Raw genomic sequence first — 21,689 nt, forward strand, 5'->3', positions numbered from 1 at the left:
CGTCGAGAGACCGTGACGGCGACGCAGGACGGGAGATGTGTAGCATGACCGTGGACAGCGCTTCCGCTAGGCAGACCGCCGTGGCTGCTCCGCTTCTCCTCGACCACTGGGAGCATCCACCGATGAGCGACCCTTCGATTGCCCTGCGAACGGCCGTCATCGTCGAAGACGATCCCGACATCCGTCACCTCCTCGTCGAGGTGCTGGAGGCGGCGGGCTTCTCCACGGTGTCGGTCGGCAACGGCATCGACGGCGTCCGCGCCGTGGTGTCCTACCAGCCGCTCATCACCACGCTCGATGTGAACATGCCCGGCATCGACGGCTTCGAGGCGGCACGGCGCATCCGCGCGCAGTCGGACACCTACATCATCATGCTCACGGGCCTGGAGGACGAGGCCGACGTGGTCCTGGGCCTGGGAGCGGGCGCCGACGAGTACATCGTCAAGCCGTTCCGGCCCCGCGAGCTCCGCGCGCGGATCGATGCCCTCTTGCGTCGCCCTCGCACCCAGCAGACGGCGCCCGCGCCCCGACAGGACAGCGTCGGGCCCTCGTTCCCCGGCGCCCGTCCGATCGCCCAGCGCCCGTACGAGCCGCAGGCGCCGGCGCCCTACCCGTACCCCTACGAGGGCATGCCCGGGATGCCGCAGATGCCGTCGGGGCCGGCGATGCCCTTCCCGGGGTACGCCGGCGAGCAGCCGGGGCACCCGGGCCCCGCGGCCGCGCCCACCGGGCCCGGAACCCCGCTCGAGCCGATCATCATGGCCGCGCAGTCCGCCTCGCAGGCCGCCGCCGAGCCCACGGCCGACCCGAACGCCGGCACCGATCTCGTGCCCGCCGACCAGAGCCCTCGCGAGCTCGTCGGCGCCCAGGTGCTCTCCCACCGCGATCTCCAGCTCGACCCCGACACGCGCATCGTGATGGTGGCCGGCGACACCCTCGATCTCACCCGCACCGAGTTCGACCTGCTGGCGACCCTCATGGAGTCCAAGCGTCGGGTGCGCAGCAAGGCCGACCTGACGCTGGTGCTGCGCGGTGAGTCCTACGTCACCTCGTACTTCGTGGGCGAAGCCGACAAGCGCGCCATCGAGGCCCACATGACCAACCTGCGGCGCAAGCTCGGCGACAACCCCACGAACCCCCGCTACATCGAGACCGTGCGGGGCGTGGGGTACCGGCTGACCTCCGAGCTCGTCACCGGCGCCTGACCCGGCAGGCCCGCGCCGCTCAGTCGACGTCGCGGGTCAGCTCGACGGCGGCCTTCGGCCACCAGACGCCGGCGGCGGGGCCGCCGTTGCACTCGCCGTCGGACTCGCCCGGCGGCTTGATCCAGAGGTTCGTGTCGACCACGTCGTCGGCGAGGGTGCCACCGGGTTCGCCGATGAGACGGCCGCGCGGGTTGCACCACTCGCCGTTGGACCCGGCGCCGCTGCGCGAGGTGTCGACGACGGCCTTCGCCCCGCCGAGGAGGTTCGACAGCACACGGGCGTAGGCGAACTCCTCGCTGGCATGGTTGTAGTTGGAGACGTTGGTGGCGAACCCGCGGATGCTGCCGGCGCGGTCGAGCTGCGAGATGAGGCGTGCCATCTCCTCCGCCGGAAGCCACGTCGAATGTCCCCCGTCGACGTAGATCCACGTGTTCGGACCGGCAAGACGATCGATCGCCCCGCGCAGCTGTGCGACCCGCTCGGCGACGTTGCCGCACTCGGGAGCGAGGGCGAGACTGTCCGGCTCGAGGATGACGATCTTCTGGAGGTCGCCCGCCGCGCGCAGGCCCGCGGCGATCTCCTCGGTCCAGGTGACGTAGTCGGGTTCGTCCAGACCTCCGGCGGAGAAGTTCCCGCAGTCGCGGCCGGGAAGCCCGTAGACGACGACCGCGATCGAGGCGTCCTGCTCGCGCGCCTCCTCCGCGAGGTGGGTCATGCGCCCGAACACCTCGCCGATCGGGTCCTCCTCGGGGGTGAGCCAGTAGGCGGTGGGCTGAGCGGCGAGGTACTCCGTCGCGGCATACTCCTCGGTGCCGGGGGCCTCGGTCGCCAGGGCCTTGGCCGCCTTGGACTCGTCGGGCACGACGATGGTGGTGCCGAGCGCGGGCGGGCGGGCGCTGAGCATCTGGAACCCCCAGGTGGCGATCCATCCGATCGCGGCGAGGATGGCCAGCAGCCCGGAGGCGGCCAGCACGACGAACGCGATGATGAGCCACCGCGGCATCCCGCGGCGGCGACGGCGCACGGGTGCGGGGGCGACGGCCACGAGAGTGATGCTATCGGCGCGCGCGTCCGCGCCGGAGGACGGCGGCGACGGCGAGCGCGATCCCGGCCAGCAGCAGCGCGCCGCCGCCGACGAACAGGCCGATGAGCGATCCAGTCTCCATCCCGGTGATCGGCAGCGGCCCGTCGGGTGAGGTGACCGTCACCGCGGCGGTGCTCCCCGCCGACGTCGAGGAGACCGCGGCGATGTTGTAGGTGCCCGAGGCGTTCTGGGGCAGCGTGATGCGCACCGGGGCGACGGAGCCGTCCTCGGCCGAGGTCGTCGTGCCGCTGGCGGTGGTGATGGCGAAGCGCACCATGCCGATGTCGGCGCCCGCCCCGTTCTCGCCGGTGACGGTGATGGTGACCTGCTCCGAGCTGGAGAACGTCGCCGGTGCGCACTGGAAGTCGAAGCCGCCCCCGGGCGCGACGGTTGCGGGGCTGGTCGTGCACGATCCGGAGGGGGGATAGATCGAAGAGGCGTCGACGACGGATGCCGCGTGCGCGGCCCCCGGCACTCCGATCGCCGCCAGCGCCACGAGGGCGATGAGCGCGACGCGGGGGGAGCGGCGGGACACGCCTCGAGTCTAAGCGGGCTCGCAGACCGCGACGAGGTCGGGAGGGGAAACGAGGGTGGGGGTTGACACGAGCTCCAGCTGGGGGGCAGAGCCCTCGGGTGCGGTGACGGAGACCGTCGCCGTCGCCGAGGCCCCGGGGGCCACGTCGACGGCGAAGCTCAGCACCCGGCGCCCGTCGTGGGTGCCGCCGCCGAATCCGACGTCGCCGGTGATCGTGGCATCCTGCAGCTCGAATCCTTCGGGCAGATACACGTACCCGACGGTCCGGGCGATGCCGGGGGCGACGTCGAAGGCGCCGCCGCCGGTGATGTAGCGGGGGAGCGCCGTGGCGGCATCGGCGGGGGCGTTGTTGGTCAGGGTGACCGTGAGCGTCGCGGTCCCCGACGCCGTCGGAGACGCCGGTGAGCCGCCTCTCACGCAGGCATCCCACGTCAGGGTGGGCGTGGCGGTGACGTAGTAGTCCATCTTCGAGCCCGTGCCGTCGTTGAGGTACACCCCGAAGCGGGCGACGTCGCCGTCGGTCTCGGGCAGGGGGCCTGCGAGGGTCGTGCCGGCGAGGAGGGCCTGCTCGTCTTCGCGCGCGCTCCACAGCAGCAGTCGTCGCTCGTCCCCCGCCCGCGTCAAGGCGTCCACCAGCGCCGCCGGATCGGTGCCGCCGGCGGTCAGCGCGCTGAACACCGATGCCGCCGCGGCCGCGAAGAACGCGTCCTGATCGGCAGGGTCTTCGTAGCGGAAGTAGACCTCGTTCAAGAGCAGGGGCACCGCGTTCTCGGCGGTGAGCACGTCTCCGGTGGGAAGGGTCACCGGCCCCGTCGCGCCGAGGAGGTAGGAGAGGGCGACGGGGTCGATGGCGATGACCCCGTCGACCTGTTCGCCCCCGCGCTCGCGCGCCCACATCTCGCGGGCGAGGGCGCCGGAGACGGCGAAGTCGGGGATCTGCGTGACATTCTGGATGAAGCGGCCGGGGCGGGCGGAGAAGATGCCCTCGACGTCTGCGCCGAGGGGCAGGACGGATTCGTCGTAGCGCGGGAAATCCGATGACGATGCCTGCTCCGCCAGCGAGATCGCGCCGCCGTCCGTGCGCACGAGGGCGGTCGCGCCGGGGATGCCGCCGAGCGAGCGCCACTCGGCGTTGTTCTGGAAGAGCACGAGGTAGGAGCGCGGCCCGTCGGCGCCGAGCATCGCCGGGAGCAGGGTGGCCGCGCGGGTGAGTGCACCGGTGGCGGTCTCGGTCTCGTCGAGGAGGGCGCCGACCTCGTCGACGGCGTCGCGGAGCGGGCGCACGAGCGGTGCGCGGTCGATCCCGGCCACCGCCTCGGCGGCGCCGCCGATCGATGTGGCGCCGGTCGCCGCCGCCTCCCGGATCTCGGTGAACGGTGCGAGGTCGATCCTGCCGTCCTTCGGACGCAGGGCCGCCAGATCGAACCCGCTCGCGACGTCGGCAAGGGGTGCGAGGGCGGACCCTGCGACATCATCGACGGCGGCGGCCACGGTCGACACCGCCGAGAGCTGAGGGCCCACCCAGGGGAGGGCTTCGGCGATCCGCCACAGCGGATCGGAGGTCAAGGCGCGAGCGGCGGAGGTGTCGGCGGCGACGTCGGCGATGGCCGCCGATGCCAGGGCGGGGTCGGTGAGATCGTCGCGCACAGCCGCGGCCGTCGCCTGGGCGTCGGTGAGGTGCTGGTACGCGAGGAACCCGCGCACCCCGACCCACCCGGCGAGGAAGACCAGGGTGACGAGGAAGGCGGCGAGAACCCAGGCGAAGACGACGCCGGCCTGGCGCAGGGCGCGGGGGTTGGCCGATTCGCTCACCCGATCACCCTAAGCGCTCGCACGCGAGCGCACCGGAACGCGACGGAGTATGCTCGCACCATTCATCGCGCGGCAGGGTCGCGGCGCCGGACCCGGAGGGACCGCGTGACCGCACATCCGACGACGCCCGCTCGCAACGGCGCATCGCACCTCGCAGCGATCGTGCTGCTCTGCGGGTACGGCCTCGCCCTCGTCCTCATCGCGTTCTGGCCGACCCCGGTCGACCAGGGCGCCGGGCCGCTGCTGCGCACCATCACCCGTGCGTTTCCCTGGCTGACCTACGACGTGATCGAATTCACCGCCAACATCCTGCTCTTCGTGCCCCTCGGCGCGCTGCTGGCGGTGATCCTCCGCGCCGAGCGACCGCTGGTGCTTCCGGTCATCCTCGCCACCACGCTCCTCGTCGAGGGAGGGCAGCTGCTCCTCCCCGAGCGCACCGCCACCCTCCGCGACGTCGTGGCCAACACCCTCGGTGGCCTGATGGGCTGGGGGATCGTGGAGCTTCGGCGCCGCCGCCGACCTATGCCTCCGCATGGATCGTGAACATCTCGTTACAGCGGGCGATTCGATTGGCGGCGGCATCGGCTCGGGGAGCACAATGGCCGGGTCCGCGTCACCCGAAGTCGCGGGCGAAGTGAGGAGAGCCATGTCCGACGTCGACGAGCCGCCGCAGCGGCGGCGCACCTCGGCCTCCGCAGACGCCCCCGCGGAGGCACCCGACGGAGCCACCGCGGTCTATCGGCGCAGGAAGCTCGGAGCGGTCAACGCCACTCCGAAGATCGTCGCCGAGTATCACGGCATGCGGGGGTGGGAGCCGGTGAAGGATCAGCGGCTCGACCCCGAGACCGCGCGCGCACTCCTCGCGCTCGGCGTCTCGCAGGTGCGCGTCCGACGCGCGTTCTCCACGGTCGAGGTCACGCTCCGCCGCTATCTCGGGTCGGCTTCGTGAGCCTCACTCCCGAGGGTGCGCGGTTCGTGGCCGACCGGCACCTCGCCACGCTGTCGACGATCGGTCCGCGCGGTGACATCCACGTCGTCGCCGTGGGCTTCACCCTCGTCGACGGCGTCGTCCGCGTGATCACCACCGACGGCACCCAGAAGGTCCGCAATGTCGAGCGTGACGGGCGCGCCACGGTCGCCCAGGTCGAGGGACCGCGATGGCTGAGCATCGCCGGCTCTGCGCACATCGAACGCGACGCGGAGGCGGTGCGCCTCGCCGAGCGTCTCTACGCCGAGCGCTACCGGCCGCCCCGGGAGAATCCCCGACGCGTGGTCATCCGGATCCAGGCCGACGTCTTCCTCGCCTCGTCGGGACTGCTCTCGCGCTGACCTGCACCGCGCGCTGCGCCTGCCCCTGGGCGGTGTCGGCGCACGGGAGTAGCCTGTGACCATCGGCCGGAGAGAGGACTCCCATGGCCGAACGATGGAACCCGATCCTCGCCGCGGTCGAAGGCCCGACCGGAACGTGGCGCATGGTCGATCCGGCCGGCGATGAGTACGGAACGGTGGAGATTCGACGGGTGATGAACGGCGCAGACGTGCGGTACCGGGCGATGTATCGCGGCGAGATCCTGGGGTGGTCGACCACCCTGCGGCTGGCGTGCGAGCAGATCCACCGTGCGTACCTCCGCGCCCACGGTCCCGGCGGTGGGGCGATCGCCGACTGGGGTCGGCGCCCGGTGGCGCGATGACCGCCCACGACGAGGTGGAGGACTTCGACGGTCTCGACGCCCTCGCCCAGCCGGCGTGTCCGGAGTGCGGCACGGCGCTCCACGACATCCGCGGCGGGTACCGCTGTCCGGCGTGTGCGCTGGTGTTCCTGCCCGACCTCTCCCCGCAGGGGGCAGCCCTCGCCCCGCAGGCGACGCAGGACGACGCTCAGCTGATGCGGCCGACGTCCACCGACACCTCAGCAGGCCGTTGACGACGTCGCGGACGCCTTCGACAAGTGAGCCGGCGCCCGGCGTACAACACGCGCTGCGGCTTGGCAAGGCCCTCCCCGTCCATGCCGGTCGGCGTAGCGTCGAACGCAGCCGATCGAAAGGAGATCCATCATGGGACTCGACGACAAGATCCGAAACGCCGCCGAAGAAGCCACGGGCAAGGCCAAGGAGGCCTTCGGCAAGGCCACCGACAATGAGCGGCTCGAGGCCGAGGGCGAGCGCGACCAGACCAAGGCCAACGTCAAGCAGGCCGGCGAGAACGTCAAGGACGCCTTCAAGTAAGGCCCCGCCTCCCGCACGACGAAACGCCCCGTCATCCGATGAGATGCCGGGGCGTTTTGCGCGCGTCAGTCGATCGGATACTGACTCGGAGAGCCGGGCGCACCCTGCAGGGCGGCGTCGTTGCGGATCCGCGACAGCATCCCTCGCAGCACTTCGTTGAGAGCGGCGACCTCCGACGCCTCGAGCCCTGCGGTGATGATCTCATGGCCGCGCATCGACACCGGGAGCATCTTGTCGTGCATCTCCGCGCCCGCGCGGGTGAGGTAGAGCGGACGCGAGCCGCGCGGACCGTCGCTGAGGACGATGAGCGTGCGCAGCTGCAGCCGGGTCACCGATCGCGAGACGACGGCCTTGTTCATGCCGAGGAACTCGCACACCTCCGTCGCCGACATTCCGGGTCGCATCGACAGCGCCGAGATCACCCGCCACTCGTTCGTGCCGAGCTTGAATTGCCGGCGAAGCTCGTGGGATTCCCGGTAGACCAGCGCGTTGGAGAGCAGGGCGAGCAGGCGCGGGGTGAATTCGTCAGGGTCGATGACCGTTCCGAGTGGCTCTGTGACGACATCGTCGGTCGCCGCGGCGATCGGGGCGGAGGTCATCGGGAGGTCCCTTCGTCGGCGCCGCGGCGCGGGGTGGATGCGGCGGGGGATCCGGCCGTCGCCGACCGGACCCCCCAGCCTGTCGATCAGTGGGCCATTCCGGCGAGAGCGTCGGGGTCGATGGTAGCGATGGAGCGGGTGTCCTGGAACGCCCGCACCCCCTCGATCCCCTGCTCCCGGCCGAAGCCGGACTGCTTCATACCGCCGAAGGGCGCGCGCAGGTCGAGCCGGGTCGCGCCGTGGTCGTTGACCCACACGTATCCGCAGACCAGCTGGGAGCCCACGCGCTGCGCCGAGGCGGGGTCGCCGGTCCAGACCGATCCGCACAGGCCGCCCCACGTGTCGTTGGCCAGGCGCACCGCCTCCTCTTCGCTGTCGAAGGGGAGGATCGGGATGACGGGACCGAACTGCTCCTGCGTGACCACGCGCAGCTGCGGGTCGGGGTCGACGACGATCGCCGGGCGCAGGAAGTTGCCGCCGGCGAGGTCGCCGCCGGGCAGCTCGCCGAACTCGCGGACATCGGCCCCCGCGTCCTTGGCCTCCTGGATGATCTCCTCCACGAACGCCTTCTGCGCAGGCTGGTGCAGCGGGCCCATGGTGGTGCCCTCGTCGAGCCCGTAGCCGATGACGGCCTTCTCGAGCCGGGCGGAGAGCCCGGCGACGAGCTCGTCCATCCGCGAGCGGTGGACGAAGACGCGCTTGGCGTTCATGCAGATCTGGCCGGTGGTGTCGAAGATCGCCGCGTAGAGCCGGTCGAGGTGGGTGTCGTCGAGGATGGCGTCCTCGAGGAACACCGCCGCGTCGTTGCCGCCGAGCTCCAGCGTCACCCGGGTCAGGGTCTTCGACGCCATCTCCATGATCCGCTTGCCGCCGTTGACGCTGCCGGTGAAGCAGACCTTGGCGATGTCGGGGTTCTGGATGAGTCCCGCCATGTTCTCGTCCTTGCCGGTGACGACGTTGAGCACGCCGGGCGGCAGCTTCTCGGCCACGCGCTGGACGACACGGGTGGTCGCCAGCGGCGCCGAGGGCGGCGGCTTGACGATCGCGGTGTTCCCCGCGAGGAGGGCGTGCGGCAGAGCGGCCCCGAGGATCGCGATGGGCCAGTTGAAGGGCACGATCACGGTCACGACGCCGAGGGGCTGGTAGGCGACCTCGGTGTTCACCGGGATGGCCCCGGGGACGACCGGGAGGGTGTGGCCCTTGTCCACGTCGCCCGCGAGCATGAGCGCGAGGTTCCATCGGATCTCGAACACGAGGGCGTCCACCCACGCCTCGAAGCGGATCTTCCCGTTCTCCTGGGAGAGGATCGCGGCGTCGGTGTCACGGTCGTCCGCAATCCCCGCGATCGCCTCTGCCATGAGGCGGGCGCGCTCCTCGGCCCCCATCGCCGCCCACGCGGGGAACGCCGACTTCGCCGCCGCGACGGCGTCCGCGACATCCTGGACCGAGGCGGCGGCGGCCGTGCCGACCGTCGCTCCCGGCTTCGCCGGGTCGGCCACGGTCAGGACGTCGTCCGTGAACCGCTCCTCCCCGCCGATGAACAAGCCTGTCGACACTCCGGCCGACGTCATCACATCTGTCATGGCTGAAACTCACCTCTCTGTGGGTTCTTCGTTCCCGGGCTATTGTCCATCACCGTGCGAACGTGCGGGCCGCCGACGGGATGATGACCCGTGCGGCAAGTTTACGTGCATCCCTCTTTACTTGTAAATGAGTCGGTGGTAGCTTCGCCGACATCCCTCCCCGTCGAGGGATCTCAGCCGGCCGAGGATGGCCGGTTGACCCGACACCGTGTCATTCAACGAGGAGGCATGTGGTGAGTTCGCCGACCCTGACAGCAGGTCGAGAGCACAGCGTGGCTGAGCTGGAAGACCTCGCGTTCGAGCTGCGATCGAAGCTCCTGCAGCTGTGCGGCACCTACGAGGGCGCCGTCCACATCGGCGGAGACCTCTCCGCCGCCGACATCCTGACCGTGCTCTTCAGCTACGGACTGCGCGTGGATCCGTCCGACATCGCCGCCCCCGAGCGCGACCGGTTCGTGCTCAGCAAGGGGCACGCCGCGGTCTGCATGTACATCGCCATGGCGATCCGCGGCTTCTTCGAGTACGACGACATCGTCGCCACCTACGGCCAGCTCGACAGCGCCTACGGCATGCACCCGTGCAAGGTTCAGCTGCCGGGCGTGGAGTGCTCGACCGGGTCGCTCGGTCACGGACTCCCCCTGGCTGTCGGGATGGCGCTGGGCGCCCGCCACCGGGGGGAGACGCACCGCGTGGTGACCCTCCTCGGCGACGGCGAGACCGGTGAGGGATCGGTCTGGGAGGCGGTGATGGCCGCGCGCAGCAATCGCCTCGGCAACCTCGTCGCCTTCATCGACCGCAACAAGCAGCTCATGACGAGCTTCGCCGAGGAGCGGGTCATGTTCGAGCCGTATCCCGACAAATGGCGCGCGTTCGGCTGGAACGTCGTCGAGGTCGATGGCCACGACATGGCCGACCTCGTCGCCGCGGTCGACGCTCTCCCCGACCCGTCCAGCGACGTGCCGACCGTCGTGATCTGCAACACCGTCAAGGGCAAGGGAGTGGACTTCATGGAGCACAACCTCGCCTGGCACGCCGGCTCGCTCGGCGCTGCCGACCTGGAGCGCGCGCTCGCCGCGCTCGAGGCATCCCGTGCGAAGGAGAGTGTCTGATGCCCGTCACCTTCACCTTCGGTGAGTTCCTCGGAGCCCGATCGGTCATCGGCTCGACCCTGGCGGAGCTGGGGGAGGAGCGTGAGAACCTCTTCGTGCTCACCCCCGACATCGGCGCCACCCTCGTGGAGTTCCGGGACCGCTTCCCCGACCGCTTCATCGACGTGGGGCTCGCCGAGCAGGCGTGCGTGGGGATCGCGGCGGGACTGGCCTACGACGGCAACATCCCCGTGGTCTCGGGCATGCTGCCCTTCCTCAGCATGCGGGCGCTGGAGCAGATCCGCACCGACATCTGCTACCCGAACCTTCCCGTGAAGATCATCGGCACCCACGGAGGCCTCGTCGGCAACGGCGGGTCGACCCACTACGCCGTCGAAGACCTCGCCCTGATGTCGGCGCTGACGAACATGACGGTCACCTCGATCGGCGACCCGCTCATGGTCGGCGAGATCATCCGGCAGTCGATGAGCATGCCCGGTCCCCTCTACATCCGCCTCGCGGTCGGCAAGAAGGACATGGTCCTCTACGAACCCGGCCAGCACGACATCCGCATCGGCAAGGGCATCATCGCCCGCGAGGGCACCGACCTCACCCTCTTCACCCACGGCACCACCGTCGCGCAGGCGCTCACCGCCGCCGAGCAGGTCGCCGAGGCGGGGATCTCGGTGCGGGTGGTGGACATGTTCACGCTGAAGCCGATCGACGAGGAGCTGATCCTCGACTCCGCCGAACGGACGGACGGCCGGTTCGTCGTGCTCGAGGACCACCTCGCCTACGGCGGACTCGCCAGCCGCATCTCCGACGTCATCGCCGATCGCCGCCTGCACCTGACCGCCTTCGAGCGACTCGGGATCCCGCAGGTCTACGCCGGTTTCGGCGAGGACGAGCAGCTGCGCGACAAGCACGGCTACGGCCTGTCGGCCACCGTCGCCGCCATCCGCAGGGCTCACGCGGCCTGAGAACGGAAGAGGGGTCACCATGAAGACGGTCGCCGTCACCCGGGTGGGGAACCTGCGCGCCGAGGACGCCGACGAGCGCGGGGTCATCGGTCTCGCCGACTTCCCCGCGCAGCCGCTCGGCCCGGAGGACGTCCGTATCCGCGTCGCCTACGCCGGCATCTGCGGATCGGATCCCCACGTGGCGGAGGGTTACTTCGGAACCGAGGTGCCGATCGGCCTGGGCCACGAGATCTCCGGCGTGGTCGAGGCGCTCGGCGAGCGCGCCCATCGCACGGGTCTTCAGGTCGGCGACCGTGTCGCGGGCAACTTCCTTCGGTTCTGCGGCACCTGCCTGCCGTGCCGCGACGGGCGTCAGCAGTTCTGCGAGTTCATCCAGGAGTACAACCGTCCCGGGATGGCCGAGACCGTCACGTGGCACGAGTCGCAGGTCTACCGGCTGCCGAGGGAGGTGAGCCTCCGCCAGGGCGCCCTGCTGGAGCCTGTGTCGGTGGCCGTGCGCATCGCCGACAAGACCCGCCTCCGCGTCGGCGATCGTGTGCTCGTCTGCGGCGGCGGACCGATCGGACAGCTGGCGCTGCAGGTGCTGAAGCTGCACGGCGCGACCTCGCTGACGATGATCGAGCCGATCGCCGACCGGCGGGAGATGGCGCTGCGCGGCGGGGCCGACCACGTGATCGACCCGCTCGTCGAGGACCAGGCCGCCCGGGTCGCGGAGATCACCGGCGGCAAGGGCTTCGACGTCGTCGTCGACGCGTCGGGAGCGACCCGCGCCGTTCCGGGCCTGCTCGATCTCGCCGCGCACGGGGCCACCGTCGTCTACGGCGCGATGTACCCGGCCGATTACGAGCTGCCGCTGAACCTCTCGTCGTACCTCTACCTCAAAGAGCTCACCCTCACCGGTGTGTTCGTCTCGCCCTACGCCTTCCCGCGCGCCGTGCAGCTGCTTCCGCATCTGCGGCTCGACGATTTCACTCGGGCGGTCTACGACCTCGACGACGCCGTCGCCGCCTTCGCAGAACACCTGAGTGGACGTCACCCGAAGGTCCTCATCCGGTGCAACGACATCCCCGACGGGAGCTGAGGAGCATGACGACCGTGGAAGAACGTCCGCAGACGGTGGGAACCCCCACGCCGACCCTCCAGGTGGAGGGGATCGTGAAGCGCTTCGAGGGCGTGCACGCCCTCAATGGCGCCAGGCTGGAGGTGCGGCCCGGAGAGATCCACGCCCTGCTCGGCGAGAACGGCGCCGGCAAATCCACGCTGATCAAGATCATCACCGGCATTCACGAGCCCGACGCGGGGTCGATCCGGCTGAACGGCGACGAGGTCGAGTTCGCCAGCGTCCGCGCCGCGAACCGCGCGGGGATCGTCGCGCTCTACCAGGAGCTGTCGATCGTCCCCTCGATCAGCGTCGCCGAGAACATCCTGCTGGGCGAGGAGACCCCGAGCGTGGCGGGCGTGGTGCGCTGGGCGCACCTGCGCCGCCGGGCCAAGGAGCAGCTGCAGCGCATCAACCAGAAGATCCCCCTCGGAAAGCTCGCCGGCGAGCTCTCGCCCGTGCAGCAGACCATGGTCGCCTTCGCCCGGGCCCTGGCCACCGACGCGCGGGTGCTCATCCTCGATGAGCCGACCGCCTCGCTCACCGACACCGAGATCCGCGATCTCTTCGCGGTGCTGCGGTCGCTGCGCGACGAGGGCGTGTCGATCGTGTACGTCTCGCACCGCCTCGAGGAGGTGTTCGAGCTCTGCGACCGCCTGACGATCATGCGCAACGGCGAGACGATCATCACCAAGCCCGTCGCCGACTCCCACATCGACGAGGTCATCTCCCTCATGGTGGGCCGTTCCCCCGATGCCCTCTATCCCGATCGGGGAACGACGACGGCCACCCCGGTGATGACGGTGTCGGGGCTCAGCGGCCGCCGCGTGTCGGATGTATCGTTCACGGTCCACGCCGGCGAGGTGCTCGGGATCGGCGGTCTCGCGGGGTCGGGCCGCAGCGAGCTGCTGCGACTCATCGCCGGCGCGCAGCGTCACACCGCCGGCGAGATCGCCGTCGGCGACACCGTCCTGCCCCGGCGGGGCGGCGTGGGTCGCGCCCTCGAAGCGGGTATCGCCCTCGTTCCCGAGGAGCGTCGCAGCCAGGGGGTGATCCTCGGTGCGTCGATCCAGGACAACATCACCCTCGCCAACCTCGGCACCGTCAGCTCCGCCGGCTACGTCGCCGGGGCCCGCGTGGCGGACATCGCCAAGCGCGGCATCGCCGACCTCCGCATCAAGGCGCGCAGCCCCCGCCAGCACGTCGGCGAGCTCTCCGGCGGCAACCAGCAGAAGGTGGTGCTCGCCAAGATGCTCGCCCGCAACCCCCGGGTGCTGCTGATGGACGAGCCCACCCGCGGCATCGACGTGGGAACCAAGGCGGAGATCTACCGCCTCATCCGTCAACTCGCCGCCCAGGGCACCGCCGTCATCGCGGTGAGCTCCGAACTCCCCGAGCTCATCGGGATGAGCGATCGCATCGTCATCCTCCACGAGGGTCGTGTCTCGGGCGAGGTCCCCGCAGAGGGCGCCGACGACGAGATCCTCCTGTCCTACTGCTACGGAAAGGCGGTCTGACATGACCACCACGGAAAAAGAGCGCACCGGCACCGTCATGGTCGCCGGTCACGCCCGCACCGTCGGCACCCGGCTCATGCAGGGCGGCACCGTCGTCGCCCTCGTGCTCCTGGTCATCTTCTTCTTCGCCATGCGGCCCGACGTGTTCCTCACCTTCACCAACGTCCGCAACATCCTGTATCAGGTGTCGATCCTCGCGATCATCGCGGGCGCCCAGACGCTCGTCATGGTCGTGGGCGACTTCGACCTGTCGGTCGCGGCGACCTCGGCGCTGGCAGGCGCCGTCGCGGCATCCCTCATGCTCCAGGGCGTGCCGGTCATGCCGGCCATCGCGATCGCCCTCTTCGTCGGGCTTCTCATCGGCATGATCAACGGGGCGCTGGTGGCGTTCCTCAATCTCTCGGCGTTCGTGGCGACATTGGCGACGATGACCTCCGTCATCGGCCTGGCCTTCCTCGTGACGCAGGGGACGACGCTGTTCAACCTGCCTCCCGAGTTCAACGCCCTCGGTCAGGGCCGGTTCCTGGAGATCCCGCTGCCGGTCTTCATCGCCATCGCGATCTCCGCGGTCCTGTGGTTCATCCTGCGCTACACCACGCTCGGCCGCCGCTGGTACGCGATCGGCGGCAACGCCGAGGTCTCGCGTCTGTCGGGTGTCAACGTCAAGCGCGCCCGCTTCCTCGCCTTCTCGGCGGCCGGTCTCGTCGCCGCTGTCGGCGGGGTGCTGCTGGCCGCGCGGCTGGGGAGCGCGAGCGCGATCCAGGGCGAGGACAACCTCATGTTCTCCGTGGCCGCGGTCTTCCTCGGCATGACCATCGTCCGCTCGGGTGCTGCGAACATCGTCGGCACGATGGTCGGTGTCGCCATCATCGGCGTCATGAGCAACGGCCTGAACATCCTGGGCGTGAACGCCTACGTGCAGCAGGTCGTCACGGGCATCATCATCATCGCCGCCGTCACCCTCAGCTCGTTCAAGAACCGAGAACGCTAGCCGTTCTCACCCTCCCGGCGACACCCGCGCCGGGGCACCAAGAAAACGCAACCATCACAAAGGAGTAGAGAAGTGCGTAACAGAATCAGGGCATTCGCAGTCCTCGCCGTGGCCAGCGCCCTCGCGCTCGCCGGATGCGCCGGTGGCTCCGGCTCCGGGGGAGACGCAGGGGGAGGAGACGCCGGCGGCGGCGGCGATGAAGCGCTCCGCGTCGTCGCCTTCACCTCCGGCAACCAGACGCCCATCGGCGCCTGGTGGGTCAAGGAGGTCGAGGCGCAGGCCGCCGAGCTCGGCTGGGACCTCACCATGGTCCAGGGCGACTTCGACTTCCAGAAGATGAACCCCGCCGTCGAGAGTGCCATCGGCCAGGGCGCCGACCTCGTCTACAACGGCTACACCGACGTCGCCTCGATCGGCTCCATCGTGACTGCGGTGAAGGATGCGGGCATCCCGATGTTCGCGATCGACGCCGGCGTGGAGCCGACCGACGCGTACGCGCTCAACATCACCACCGACCAGCAGGGCATCGTCGACCAGACCATGGGCGCGATCTCCGACGCCATCGGCGGGCTCGAGGGCAAGAACATCATGGTGATCGGCCACGACCCGCACGCCGGCATCCGCACCCGCGCCGCCCTCGCGGCCGAAGCGGTCGAGGCCGCCGGTGCCACCCTCGCCGGCGGCGAGATCCAGCAGGTCGTCTCGCCTGCCACCGGCCGCACCGAGGCCCTGGCCCTCGTCGCCGACTACCTCTCGGCCAACCCCGACGGCCTCGACGCGGTCTGGGTCGGCTGGGATGACGCGGCCCTCGGCGCCGTGCAGGCCGTTACCGAGGCCGGTGCCGACGTCGCCGTCACGGGCGTGGATGCCACGAGCGAGGCGATCGCGGCGGTGAAGGCCGGCACGATGCTCGCCACCGTCGAGCAGCCCTGGCCGCTGATCAACGACGCCGTGCTGGAGGCGATCGCGCAGTGGCGCTCGTCGGGCTCGGCGCCGTCGAACAACTTCGAGGAGGAGGCCACGACGCTGGTCACCTCCGAGAACGCCGACGACATCACCCCGTCCGACCAGCTCGGCTGAGAAGACCTCTCGGGGGCGGGCTCTTCTCTCGGGCCCGCCCCCGAGCGGCACCAGCGAGAGGTCACCAGTGAAAGGAATCCCCATGCGCCTGGAAGGCAAGGTCGCCATCATCACCGGCGGCGCGAGCGGCATCGGTCGCGCGACTGTCGACAAGTTCGTCCGCGAGGGCGCCAAGGTGCTCATCGCCGACATTTCGCTCGAGGCGGCCGAGCGTGCCGTCGCCGAGGTCGAGGCCGCCGGCCACACGGGCATGACCGCCGCGTGCCGGGTCGATGTGTCGGAATTCGCCGAGGTCGAGCAGATGGTCGCCACCGCGGTGTCGACCTTCGGAAAGCTCGACGTCATCTTCAACAACGCCGGCATCGCCGGTGGCACGCCGCTGCTGGATCACGATCCCGCGAAGGACTACGTCCCGATGATCCGGGTCGATCAGGACGGCGTCTACTACGGCATCCTCGCCGCGGCCCGTCAGTTCCGCGATCAGGGCACGCCCGGGGTCATTATCAACACGTCCTCGATCTACGGCGAGCAGGCGGCCGAGCTCGCCTTCAGCTACAGCGCGGCAAAGGCGGCGGTGATCTCCTTCACCCGATCCGCGGCGTACGAACTGGCCGAGCACGGCATCCGGGTCGTCGCGATCACGCCCGGCCGGGTGGGGACGGCCATCATCAACCAGTTCAGCGACGAACTGAAGACGGTGTTCGCCTCGGAACAGCTGCGCAACACCATGACCCAGCCGTCCGAGATCGCCGACGTCGTGGCCTTCCTCGCCTCGGACGAGGCGAACGTCATCAACGGCACGGTGGTGCACGTCGACGACGGCTACTCGGTGTTTAAGCAGCGACTGGACCTCCCGGTGTTCTGATGACCCACACCGCCGACATCCCGATGACCCTCGATGTGGCGTGCCACCTCAACGTGGCGGTCGCCGACGCGTCGCCGGCGAGCCTCGAGCGCGCACTCCCCGCCCTCGCCGATCTCGGCATCCACCGGGTGGTCCTGCCGCCCCTGGACCCGGCGGCCACCGATACCCGCGCGATGCGCGAGGCGTTCGCGCGTTCGGAGGTCTCTCCCATCACGATCGCCGGGCAGGCCCCCGGTGCCGATGTCTCCTCGGATGACGCGGACGAGCGTGCCGCGGGCGTCGCCGCGCTCCGGCAGGCGCTGCGCCTGACCGCCGACCTCGGCGGCGACCAGATGAACGGGGTGCCCTACGGACTCTTCGGCCCGCCCGGCGCCCCCGTGCCCGGGCAGCGGGTCGAGGAGGCCGCGCGCCTGGTCGGCGAGGTCGCCGACGAGGCGGCCGCCCTCGGCATCGTGATGACCTTCGAGGTGCTGAACCGGTACGAGACCTCGGTGGTCAACACCGCCGAGCAGGCGATGCGGTTCGCCGAGGCGAGCGGGTCGGAGAACCTCCGCATCCACCTCGACACGTTCCACATGGCCGTCGAGGAGGCGGACCTCGAGGCGGCGATCCGGCTCGCGTTGCCGCGCCTGGCCTATCTCGAGCTCGGGCAGTCGGGCCGGGGCCCTCTCTCGGGCGGCGCCGTCGACATCCCGCAGATCGTCAGACAGGCTCTGGACAACGGATACCGGGGGCGCTTCGGCGTCGAGGCCTTCTCGCGCTCGGTCCTCGCCGAGCCGGTCGCCGACATGCTGGCGATCTGGCGTTCGCCCTACGACGACGGGGTCGAGCTCATGCGCGACGCGCTGCGCGTCATCCGCTCGGGATGGGCCGCGAGCACGGCCGGGCGTCGGGAGATCAGGCTCGCCCGCGGGGCGATGGTCTGACTCAGCGGGTCGCGCGGCGCAGGGCCTCGTCGATGTCGGCGAGGAGGTCCGCGGGGTCTTCGATGCCCACCGAGAGGCGGACGACCTCGACCGGCACGGCCGCATCGGTGCCGCGCACCGAGGCGTGGGTCATCGCGTCGGGGTAGTTCACGAGCGACTCCACGCCGCCGAGCGACTCGGCCAGCTGGAACAGCTGCGTCGACTCCGCGAAGCGGCGGGCGATCTCGCCCGACGCGAAGGCGACCGAGACAATGCCGCCGAAGTCCGACATCTGGCGTGCCGCGATCGCGTGGCCGGGGTGGTCCTCCAGCCCGGGGTAGTAGACGTGCGCGACCCCCGAGTGGCTGCGGAGCGCGTCGGCGATCGCTGCCGCGTTGGCGCTGTGGCGTGCCATCCGGATCCCGAGCGTCTTGATGCCCCGCGAGGCCAGCCACGCGTCCATCGGGCCCGAGACGGCGCCGACGGCGAACTGGAGGAAGCCGATCTTCTCGGCCAGCTCGTCGTCATCGAGCACGAGCGCCCCGCCGACGACATCCGAGTGGCCGCCGAGGTATTTCGTCACCGAGTGCACGACGACGTCGGCGCCGAGGGTGAGCGGGCGCTGGAGGGCCGGAGTGGCGAAGGTGTTGTCGACGACGACGAGCGCGCCGGCCTCGTGCCCGATCGCGGCGAGCTCGGCGATGTCGGTGATCTTCAGCAGCGGGTTCGACGGCGTCTCGACCCACAGCACCCGCGCGGGGCGCTCCGCGAGCGCGGCGCGGACCGCCGCGGGGTCGGACATCTCGACCGTGCGCATCTCGACCCCCCACGGGGCGAGCACGCGGGCGAGCAGCCGGTGGGTGCCGCCGTAGACGTCGTTGCCGAGCAGCACGCTGTCGCCGGGCGTGAGCGTCGCGCGCAGCAGCGCGTCTTCGGCGGCGAGACCCGACGAGAACGAGAAGGCGTGGGCGCCGCCCTCGAGTGCGGCGAGCTGGCGCTGCAGCGCCGTGCGGGTGGGGTTGCCGCTCCGGCCGTACTCGTATCCCTGGCGTAGCCCGCCGATGCCGTCCTGCGCGAAGGTCGTGGAGAAGTGCACCGGCGGGATCACCGCACCCGTGGTGGGGTCGAACTCCTGGCCGGCGTGGACGGCGAGGCTGTCGAAGCGGTGCGTATCGGGGTTCACGCTCACGGGAGGTTCCTCGTCATCCACTCGTCATCGAAGATCTTGCTGATGTAGCCGCGGCCCGAGTCGGGAAGGATGACGACGACGACGTCGTCCTCGCTGAGCTCGCGCGCGGTGCGCAGGGCTGCGACCACCGCCATGCCGCACGATCCGCCGACGAGGAGGCCCTCCTCGCGTGCCAGGCGCCGGGTCATCTCGAACGATTCGCGGTCGTCGACGCGCTCGTAGCGGTCGACGACGCTCGGGTCGAACGTGGTGGGCCAGAAATCCTCGCCGACCCCCTCGACGAGATAGCCGTGCACGGGCCCGCCGGAGTAGATCGACCCCTCGGGGTCGGCGCCGATGACCGAGACGCGGCCTTCCGAGACATCCTTCAAGTACTTTCCGGTGCCCGTGATCGTGCCGCCCGTGCCGATGCCGGCGACGAGGTGGGTGACCCGGCCCTCGGTGTCGTCCCAGATCTCGGGGCCCGTCGTCTCGTAGTGCGACAGGGGCCCGTTGATGTTGGCGAACTGGTTGGGCTTGAACGCCCCCGGGATCTCGGCGGCGAGGCGGTCGCTGACCGAGTAGTACGAATCCGGATGATCCGGCGGCACGTTCGTCGGGACGGTGACGATCTCGGCGCCGTAGGCGCGCAGGACCGCGGTCTTCTCGCCGGAGAACTTCTCGGGGACGACGAAGATCATGCGGTAGCCGCGCTGGAGGGCGACGAGGGCGAGCCCCACGCCGGTGTTGCCGCTCGTTGCCTCGACGATGGTGCCGCCGGGCTGGAGCTGGCCGCTCTCCTCGGCGGCGTCGATCATGCGGCGGGCGATGCGGTCCTTGACCGATCCGCCGGGGTTGAAGTACTCGACCTTCGCCAGCACGGTCGGCTTCACGTCAGCGACGACGCGGTTCAGGCGGACGAGGGGGGTGCGGCCGACGAGGTCGGCGACATGGGAGGCGTAGCGCACAGTGTGTTCCTGAGTCGGGGCCGCTCGTGGCAGCCGGAGGTGAGTGGTCGTCGAAGGTGCGCCGAGGGGCGCTCACTCACAACAACGACACGTCAGGGTCACGTAGGGAGGGTATCAGCATCCAGGGTCGCCATGAAGGCGCGGGTGCGGTCGGCGGCGCTGCGCAGGAAGTCGGCGATGGCCTCCTGCGCGGCGGGTCCCGAGCGAGGCGTCAGCTGCGGTCGCTGGGGCCGCCCGTGAATGGTTCTCGCGGTGAGCGCTCAGCGGTCGGAGCCCGGTGTGGAGCCGAAGCGCGCACGATAGGCCCGATGGAACGTCCCGGCGTCGAGGTAGCCGTGGTCGCGCGCGATGGCGGCGATCGGGCGGCCGGCGTGCGCAGGGTCGCGCAGCATCTCACGAGCGCGATCGAGGCGCTCCGCGGTGAGCCACGCGGAGAACGACGCGCCGGCACGGGCGAATTCGAGTTGCACGGTGCGGGTCGAGCACCGGAACGTCCGAGCCACCGCGCGAAGGTCCATCGACGGATCGCCCAGTCGTGCCAGTGCGAACGACCTCATGCCGTCGATGCGGCGGGGAGTGACCGGATCGGTCAGTGAGAAGCCATCGAGCATCTGCAGGATGGCGGTGCCCATCGTCTCGGCGAGGGGGCGCATCCCGCCTTCCACCGCGGCCACGAAAAGCGAGATCTGAGCGCCGAGCTGACGGCCGAAGCTCGTTCCGGCGAGGCGATCGTCGAGGGCGGGGAGCGCCGCGCGCGCTCGCGCGGGAAGTAGTTCGTGCGGCACGCGGACAGACGTCAACCGCAGACGCCGGCTGGGGTCGGCCACGACGGTGAAGGCGGCGGCGTTGTCGAGGACGAACGCTTCGCCGCCCACGGCCGTCCATCGCCTGCCGCGCTGCTCCAATGCCCAGCCTGACGGTGAGTGGTTGAGGAACACGGCGTCATCAGCGACGGTCCGCAGCGACACCGCGTCGCGATCGGCGGAGACACCTGGGGTGTTGATACGCCCGAGCGACAGATCGCCGATCGAGTAGAGGGCATAGTCCGCATCGAACCTTCCGTCCGGGCGGCGGGGCCGCACCCCGACGTACACATCGGCGATCGAGTCGCAGAAATGCTCGTAGTCGCGACCAGGGTCGAGGCCGCGAGTCGTGCCGCGGAGGTAGGGCTTCAGCGGGGCTTCATCCATTGCCGGTGTTCTTCGTCGGACGCCGGTGTCGACGTGTTCGGGTGGGCACTAGCTTCGCATCAGCCGACGATGTCCGCGAGAAAGGTGTCGATGATGATCCGTCCCACTCTGGTTTTCGTCCACGGTGCCTGGCACGGTTCGTGGGCCTGGGAGCCTGTGACGACGATCCTCCAGGAGCGCGGATGGAGTACCGCCGCGGTCGACCTGCCCTCCGTCCACGCCGTCGATTTCGAGACGAAGACGCTCGCCGACGACGCGGAGGCCGTGGAGGCTGCCGTCGCGGCGGTCGACGGGCCTGTCGTCGTGGTCGCACACTCCTACGGGGGTGTTCCGACCACCCAAGCCGCGCTCGACGACCGCGTCGTGCACGTCGTCTTCATCTCCGCCTTCGTGCTCGACGAGGGTGAATCTCTGTTGGCGGCCGTCGGCGGGGTGGCACCTGGCTGGTGGGTCGTCGATGGCGATGTCGTGAGCGCCGGGACGACGCAGGAGCCACCACTCGTGCTCTTCTTCGGCGACGTGGACCGCGCGACCGCCGATGCGTCCGCGCGCCGACTGAAGACGCAGGCGCGGCGGCCGTTCGTCGATCAGGTGACCCAGGTGTCGTGGCGTGACCGACCGACGACGTACGTGATAACAGAACAGGACTACGTCTTCCCCCTTCCCGCTCAGGAGGCACTGGCAGCACGCTCCGAGTCACGCGCCGTTCGGCTGCCGTCGAGCCACTCGCCGTTCCTGTCGCAGCCCGAGGCCGTCGCCGACATCGTCGAAGAGGCCGCGGCGGGCTGACCATCG

The 21,689-nt window shown here is 70.3% G+C and carries 24 protein-coding genes; 16 read left to right on the forward strand and 8 right to left on the reverse strand.

What is annotated here, in order from left to right; translation table 11 throughout:
* Positions 1 to 122 precede the first annotated feature (122 nt).
* Positions 123 to 1,205: a response regulator transcription factor gene (locus tag MA875_RS01745; RefSeq protein ID WP_248239861.1), complete on the forward strand. Its 1,083-nt coding sequence runs from the start codon at positions 123 to 125 to the stop codon at positions 1,203 to 1,205.
* Positions 1,206 to 1,224: 19 nt separating this feature from the next.
* Here MA875_RS01745 and MA875_RS01750 read toward each other — a convergent pair whose 3' ends face one another.
* The 3 genes from MA875_RS01750 to MA875_RS01760 are packed head-to-tail and all read right to left on the reverse strand — an operon-like array spanning position 1,225 to position 4,636.
* Complete coding sequence (locus MA875_RS01750) at positions 1,225 to 2,250, reverse strand: glycoside hydrolase family 6 protein (RefSeq protein ID WP_248239863.1); 1,026 nt, start codon at positions 2,248 to 2,250, stop codon at positions 1,225 to 1,227.
* Positions 2,251 to 2,260: 10 nt separating this feature from the next.
* On the reverse strand, positions 2,261 to 2,824 hold the full coding sequence (locus MA875_RS01755) for a cell wall protein (protein ID WP_248239865.1): 564 nt from the start codon (positions 2,822 to 2,824) through the stop codon (positions 2,261 to 2,263).
* A gap of 9 nt (positions 2,825 to 2,833) precedes the next feature.
* Complete coding sequence (locus MA875_RS01760) at positions 2,834 to 4,636, reverse strand: DUF4012 domain-containing protein (RefSeq protein ID WP_248239866.1); 1,803 nt, start codon at positions 4,634 to 4,636, stop codon at positions 2,834 to 2,836.
* A gap of 105 nt (positions 4,637 to 4,741) precedes the next feature.
* Between MA875_RS01760 and MA875_RS01765 the strand changes: the two genes are divergently transcribed.
* The 6 genes from MA875_RS01765 to MA875_RS01790 all read left to right on the forward strand — a co-directional run bounded on the left by MA875_RS01765 (position 4,742) and on the right by MA875_RS01790 (position 6,861).
* On the forward strand, positions 4,742 to 5,179 hold the full coding sequence (locus tag MA875_RS01765; RefSeq protein WP_248239867.1) for a VanZ family protein: 438 nt from the start codon (positions 4,742 to 4,744) through the stop codon (positions 5,177 to 5,179).
* 103 nt (positions 5,180 to 5,282) lie between these two features.
* Positions 5,283 to 5,585, forward strand: a complete 303-nt coding sequence (locus tag MA875_RS01770; RefSeq protein WP_248239868.1) for a hypothetical protein — start codon at positions 5,283 to 5,285, stop codon at positions 5,583 to 5,585.
* Positions 5,582 to 5,965, forward strand: a complete 384-nt coding sequence (locus MA875_RS01775; RefSeq protein ID WP_248239870.1) for a pyridoxamine 5'-phosphate oxidase family protein — start codon at positions 5,582 to 5,584, stop codon at positions 5,963 to 5,965. Before MA875_RS01770 ends, MA875_RS01775 begins: the two co-directional genes overlap by 4 nt.
* 83 nt (positions 5,966 to 6,048) lie before the next feature.
* Positions 6,049 to 6,327, forward strand: coding sequence for a hypothetical protein (locus MA875_RS01780; protein WP_248239871.1), 279 nt, complete (start codon positions 6,049 to 6,051; stop codon positions 6,325 to 6,327).
* Positions 6,324 to 6,560, forward strand: a complete 237-nt coding sequence (locus MA875_RS01785) for a hypothetical protein (RefSeq protein ID WP_248239873.1) — start codon at positions 6,324 to 6,326, stop codon at positions 6,558 to 6,560. Before MA875_RS01780 ends, MA875_RS01785 begins: the two co-directional genes overlap by 4 nt.
* A 130-nt stretch (positions 6,561 to 6,690) precedes the next feature.
* Positions 6,691 to 6,861, forward strand: a complete 171-nt coding sequence (locus tag MA875_RS01790; RefSeq protein ID WP_248239875.1) for a CsbD family protein — start codon at positions 6,691 to 6,693, stop codon at positions 6,859 to 6,861.
* Between the two features lie 65 nt (positions 6,862 to 6,926).
* Here the strand turns inward: MA875_RS01790 and MA875_RS01795 are convergent, their stop codons facing one another.
* Positions 6,927 to 7,460 (reverse strand): MarR family winged helix-turn-helix transcriptional regulator, encoded by a 534-nt coding sequence (locus MA875_RS01795; RefSeq protein WP_248239877.1) that lies wholly within the window; start codon positions 7,458 to 7,460, stop codon positions 6,927 to 6,929.
* 86 nt (positions 7,461 to 7,546) lie between these two features.
* Positions 7,547 to 9,043: an aldehyde dehydrogenase family protein gene (locus tag MA875_RS01800; protein ID WP_248239879.1), complete on the reverse strand. Its 1,497-nt coding sequence runs from the start codon at positions 9,041 to 9,043 to the stop codon at positions 7,547 to 7,549.
* Between the two features lie 233 nt (positions 9,044 to 9,276).
* Between MA875_RS01800 and MA875_RS01805 the strand changes: the two genes are divergently transcribed.
* The 8 genes from MA875_RS01805 to MA875_RS01840 all read left to right on the forward strand — a co-directional run bounded on the left by MA875_RS01805 (position 9,277) and on the right by MA875_RS01840 (position 17,589).
* Positions 9,277 to 10,152 (forward strand): transketolase, encoded by an 876-nt coding sequence (locus MA875_RS01805; protein ID WP_248239880.1) that lies wholly within the window; start codon positions 9,277 to 9,279, stop codon positions 10,150 to 10,152.
* Positions 10,152 to 11,111, forward strand: a complete 960-nt coding sequence (locus MA875_RS01810) for a transketolase family protein (protein WP_248239881.1) — start codon at positions 10,152 to 10,154, stop codon at positions 11,109 to 11,111. The genes MA875_RS01805 and MA875_RS01810 overlap by 1 nt, the downstream gene beginning before the upstream one ends.
* 19 nt (positions 11,112 to 11,130) lie before the next feature.
* The gene (locus MA875_RS01815) at positions 11,131 to 12,192 is read left to right on the forward strand and encodes a zinc-dependent alcohol dehydrogenase (RefSeq protein ID WP_248239882.1); all 1,062 of its coding nucleotides are present in this window, start codon (positions 11,131 to 11,133) and stop codon (positions 12,190 to 12,192) included.
* A gap of 5 nt (positions 12,193 to 12,197) precedes the next feature.
* Positions 12,198 to 13,727, forward strand: a complete 1,530-nt coding sequence (locus MA875_RS01820; protein WP_248239883.1) for a sugar ABC transporter ATP-binding protein — start codon at positions 12,198 to 12,200, stop codon at positions 13,725 to 13,727.
* 1 nt (position 13,728) lies between these two features.
* Positions 13,729 to 14,718, forward strand: coding sequence for an ABC transporter permease (locus MA875_RS01825; protein ID WP_248239884.1), 990 nt, complete (start codon positions 13,729 to 13,731; stop codon positions 14,716 to 14,718).
* A gap of 72 nt (positions 14,719 to 14,790) precedes the next feature.
* The gene (locus MA875_RS01830) at positions 14,791 to 15,798 is read left to right on the forward strand and encodes a sugar ABC transporter substrate-binding protein (protein ID WP_248239885.1); all 1,008 of its coding nucleotides are present in this window, start codon (positions 14,791 to 14,793) and stop codon (positions 15,796 to 15,798) included.
* An 82-nt stretch (positions 15,799 to 15,880) separates the two neighbouring features.
* A complete protein-coding gene (locus tag MA875_RS01835; protein WP_248239886.1) occupies positions 15,881 to 16,663 on the forward strand; it encodes an SDR family NAD(P)-dependent oxidoreductase in 783 nt (260 codons plus the stop codon).
* Complete coding sequence (locus MA875_RS01840) at positions 16,663 to 17,589, forward strand: sugar phosphate isomerase/epimerase family protein (RefSeq protein ID WP_248239887.1); 927 nt, start codon at positions 16,663 to 16,665, stop codon at positions 17,587 to 17,589. The genes MA875_RS01835 and MA875_RS01840 overlap by 1 nt, the downstream gene beginning before the upstream one ends.
* 1 nt (position 17,590) lies before the next feature.
* On the opposite strand, the gene MA875_RS01845 is transcribed toward MA875_RS01840, so the two are convergent.
* The 3 genes from MA875_RS01845 to MA875_RS01855 form a co-directional block, all read right to left on the reverse strand.
* The gene (locus MA875_RS01845) at positions 17,591 to 18,757 is read right to left on the reverse strand and encodes a cystathionine gamma-synthase (protein WP_372492500.1); all 1,167 of its coding nucleotides are present in this window, start codon (positions 18,755 to 18,757) and stop codon (positions 17,591 to 17,593) included.
* Entirely contained in the window at positions 18,754 to 19,704 is a 951-nt protein-coding gene (locus MA875_RS01850; RefSeq protein ID WP_248239888.1) for a cystathionine beta-synthase, read from the reverse strand. Before MA875_RS01850 ends, MA875_RS01845 begins: the two co-directional genes overlap by 4 nt.
* A 260-nt stretch (positions 19,705 to 19,964) precedes the next feature.
* Positions 19,965 to 20,894, reverse strand: coding sequence for an AraC family transcriptional regulator (locus tag MA875_RS01855; protein ID WP_248239889.1), 930 nt, complete (start codon positions 20,892 to 20,894; stop codon positions 19,965 to 19,967).
* Positions 20,895 to 20,987: 93 nt separating this feature from the next.
* Between MA875_RS01855 and MA875_RS01860 the strand changes: the two genes are divergently transcribed.
* Positions 20,988 to 21,683 (forward strand): alpha/beta fold hydrolase, encoded by a 696-nt coding sequence (locus tag MA875_RS01860; RefSeq protein WP_248239890.1) that lies wholly within the window; start codon positions 20,988 to 20,990, stop codon positions 21,681 to 21,683.
* The last annotated feature ends 6 nt before the right edge of the window (positions 21,684 to 21,689 follow it).

Source organism: Microbacterium kunmingense, from assembly GCF_023155745.1.
GTDB lineage: Bacteria > Actinomycetota > Actinomycetes > Actinomycetales > Microbacteriaceae > Microbacterium > Microbacterium kunmingense.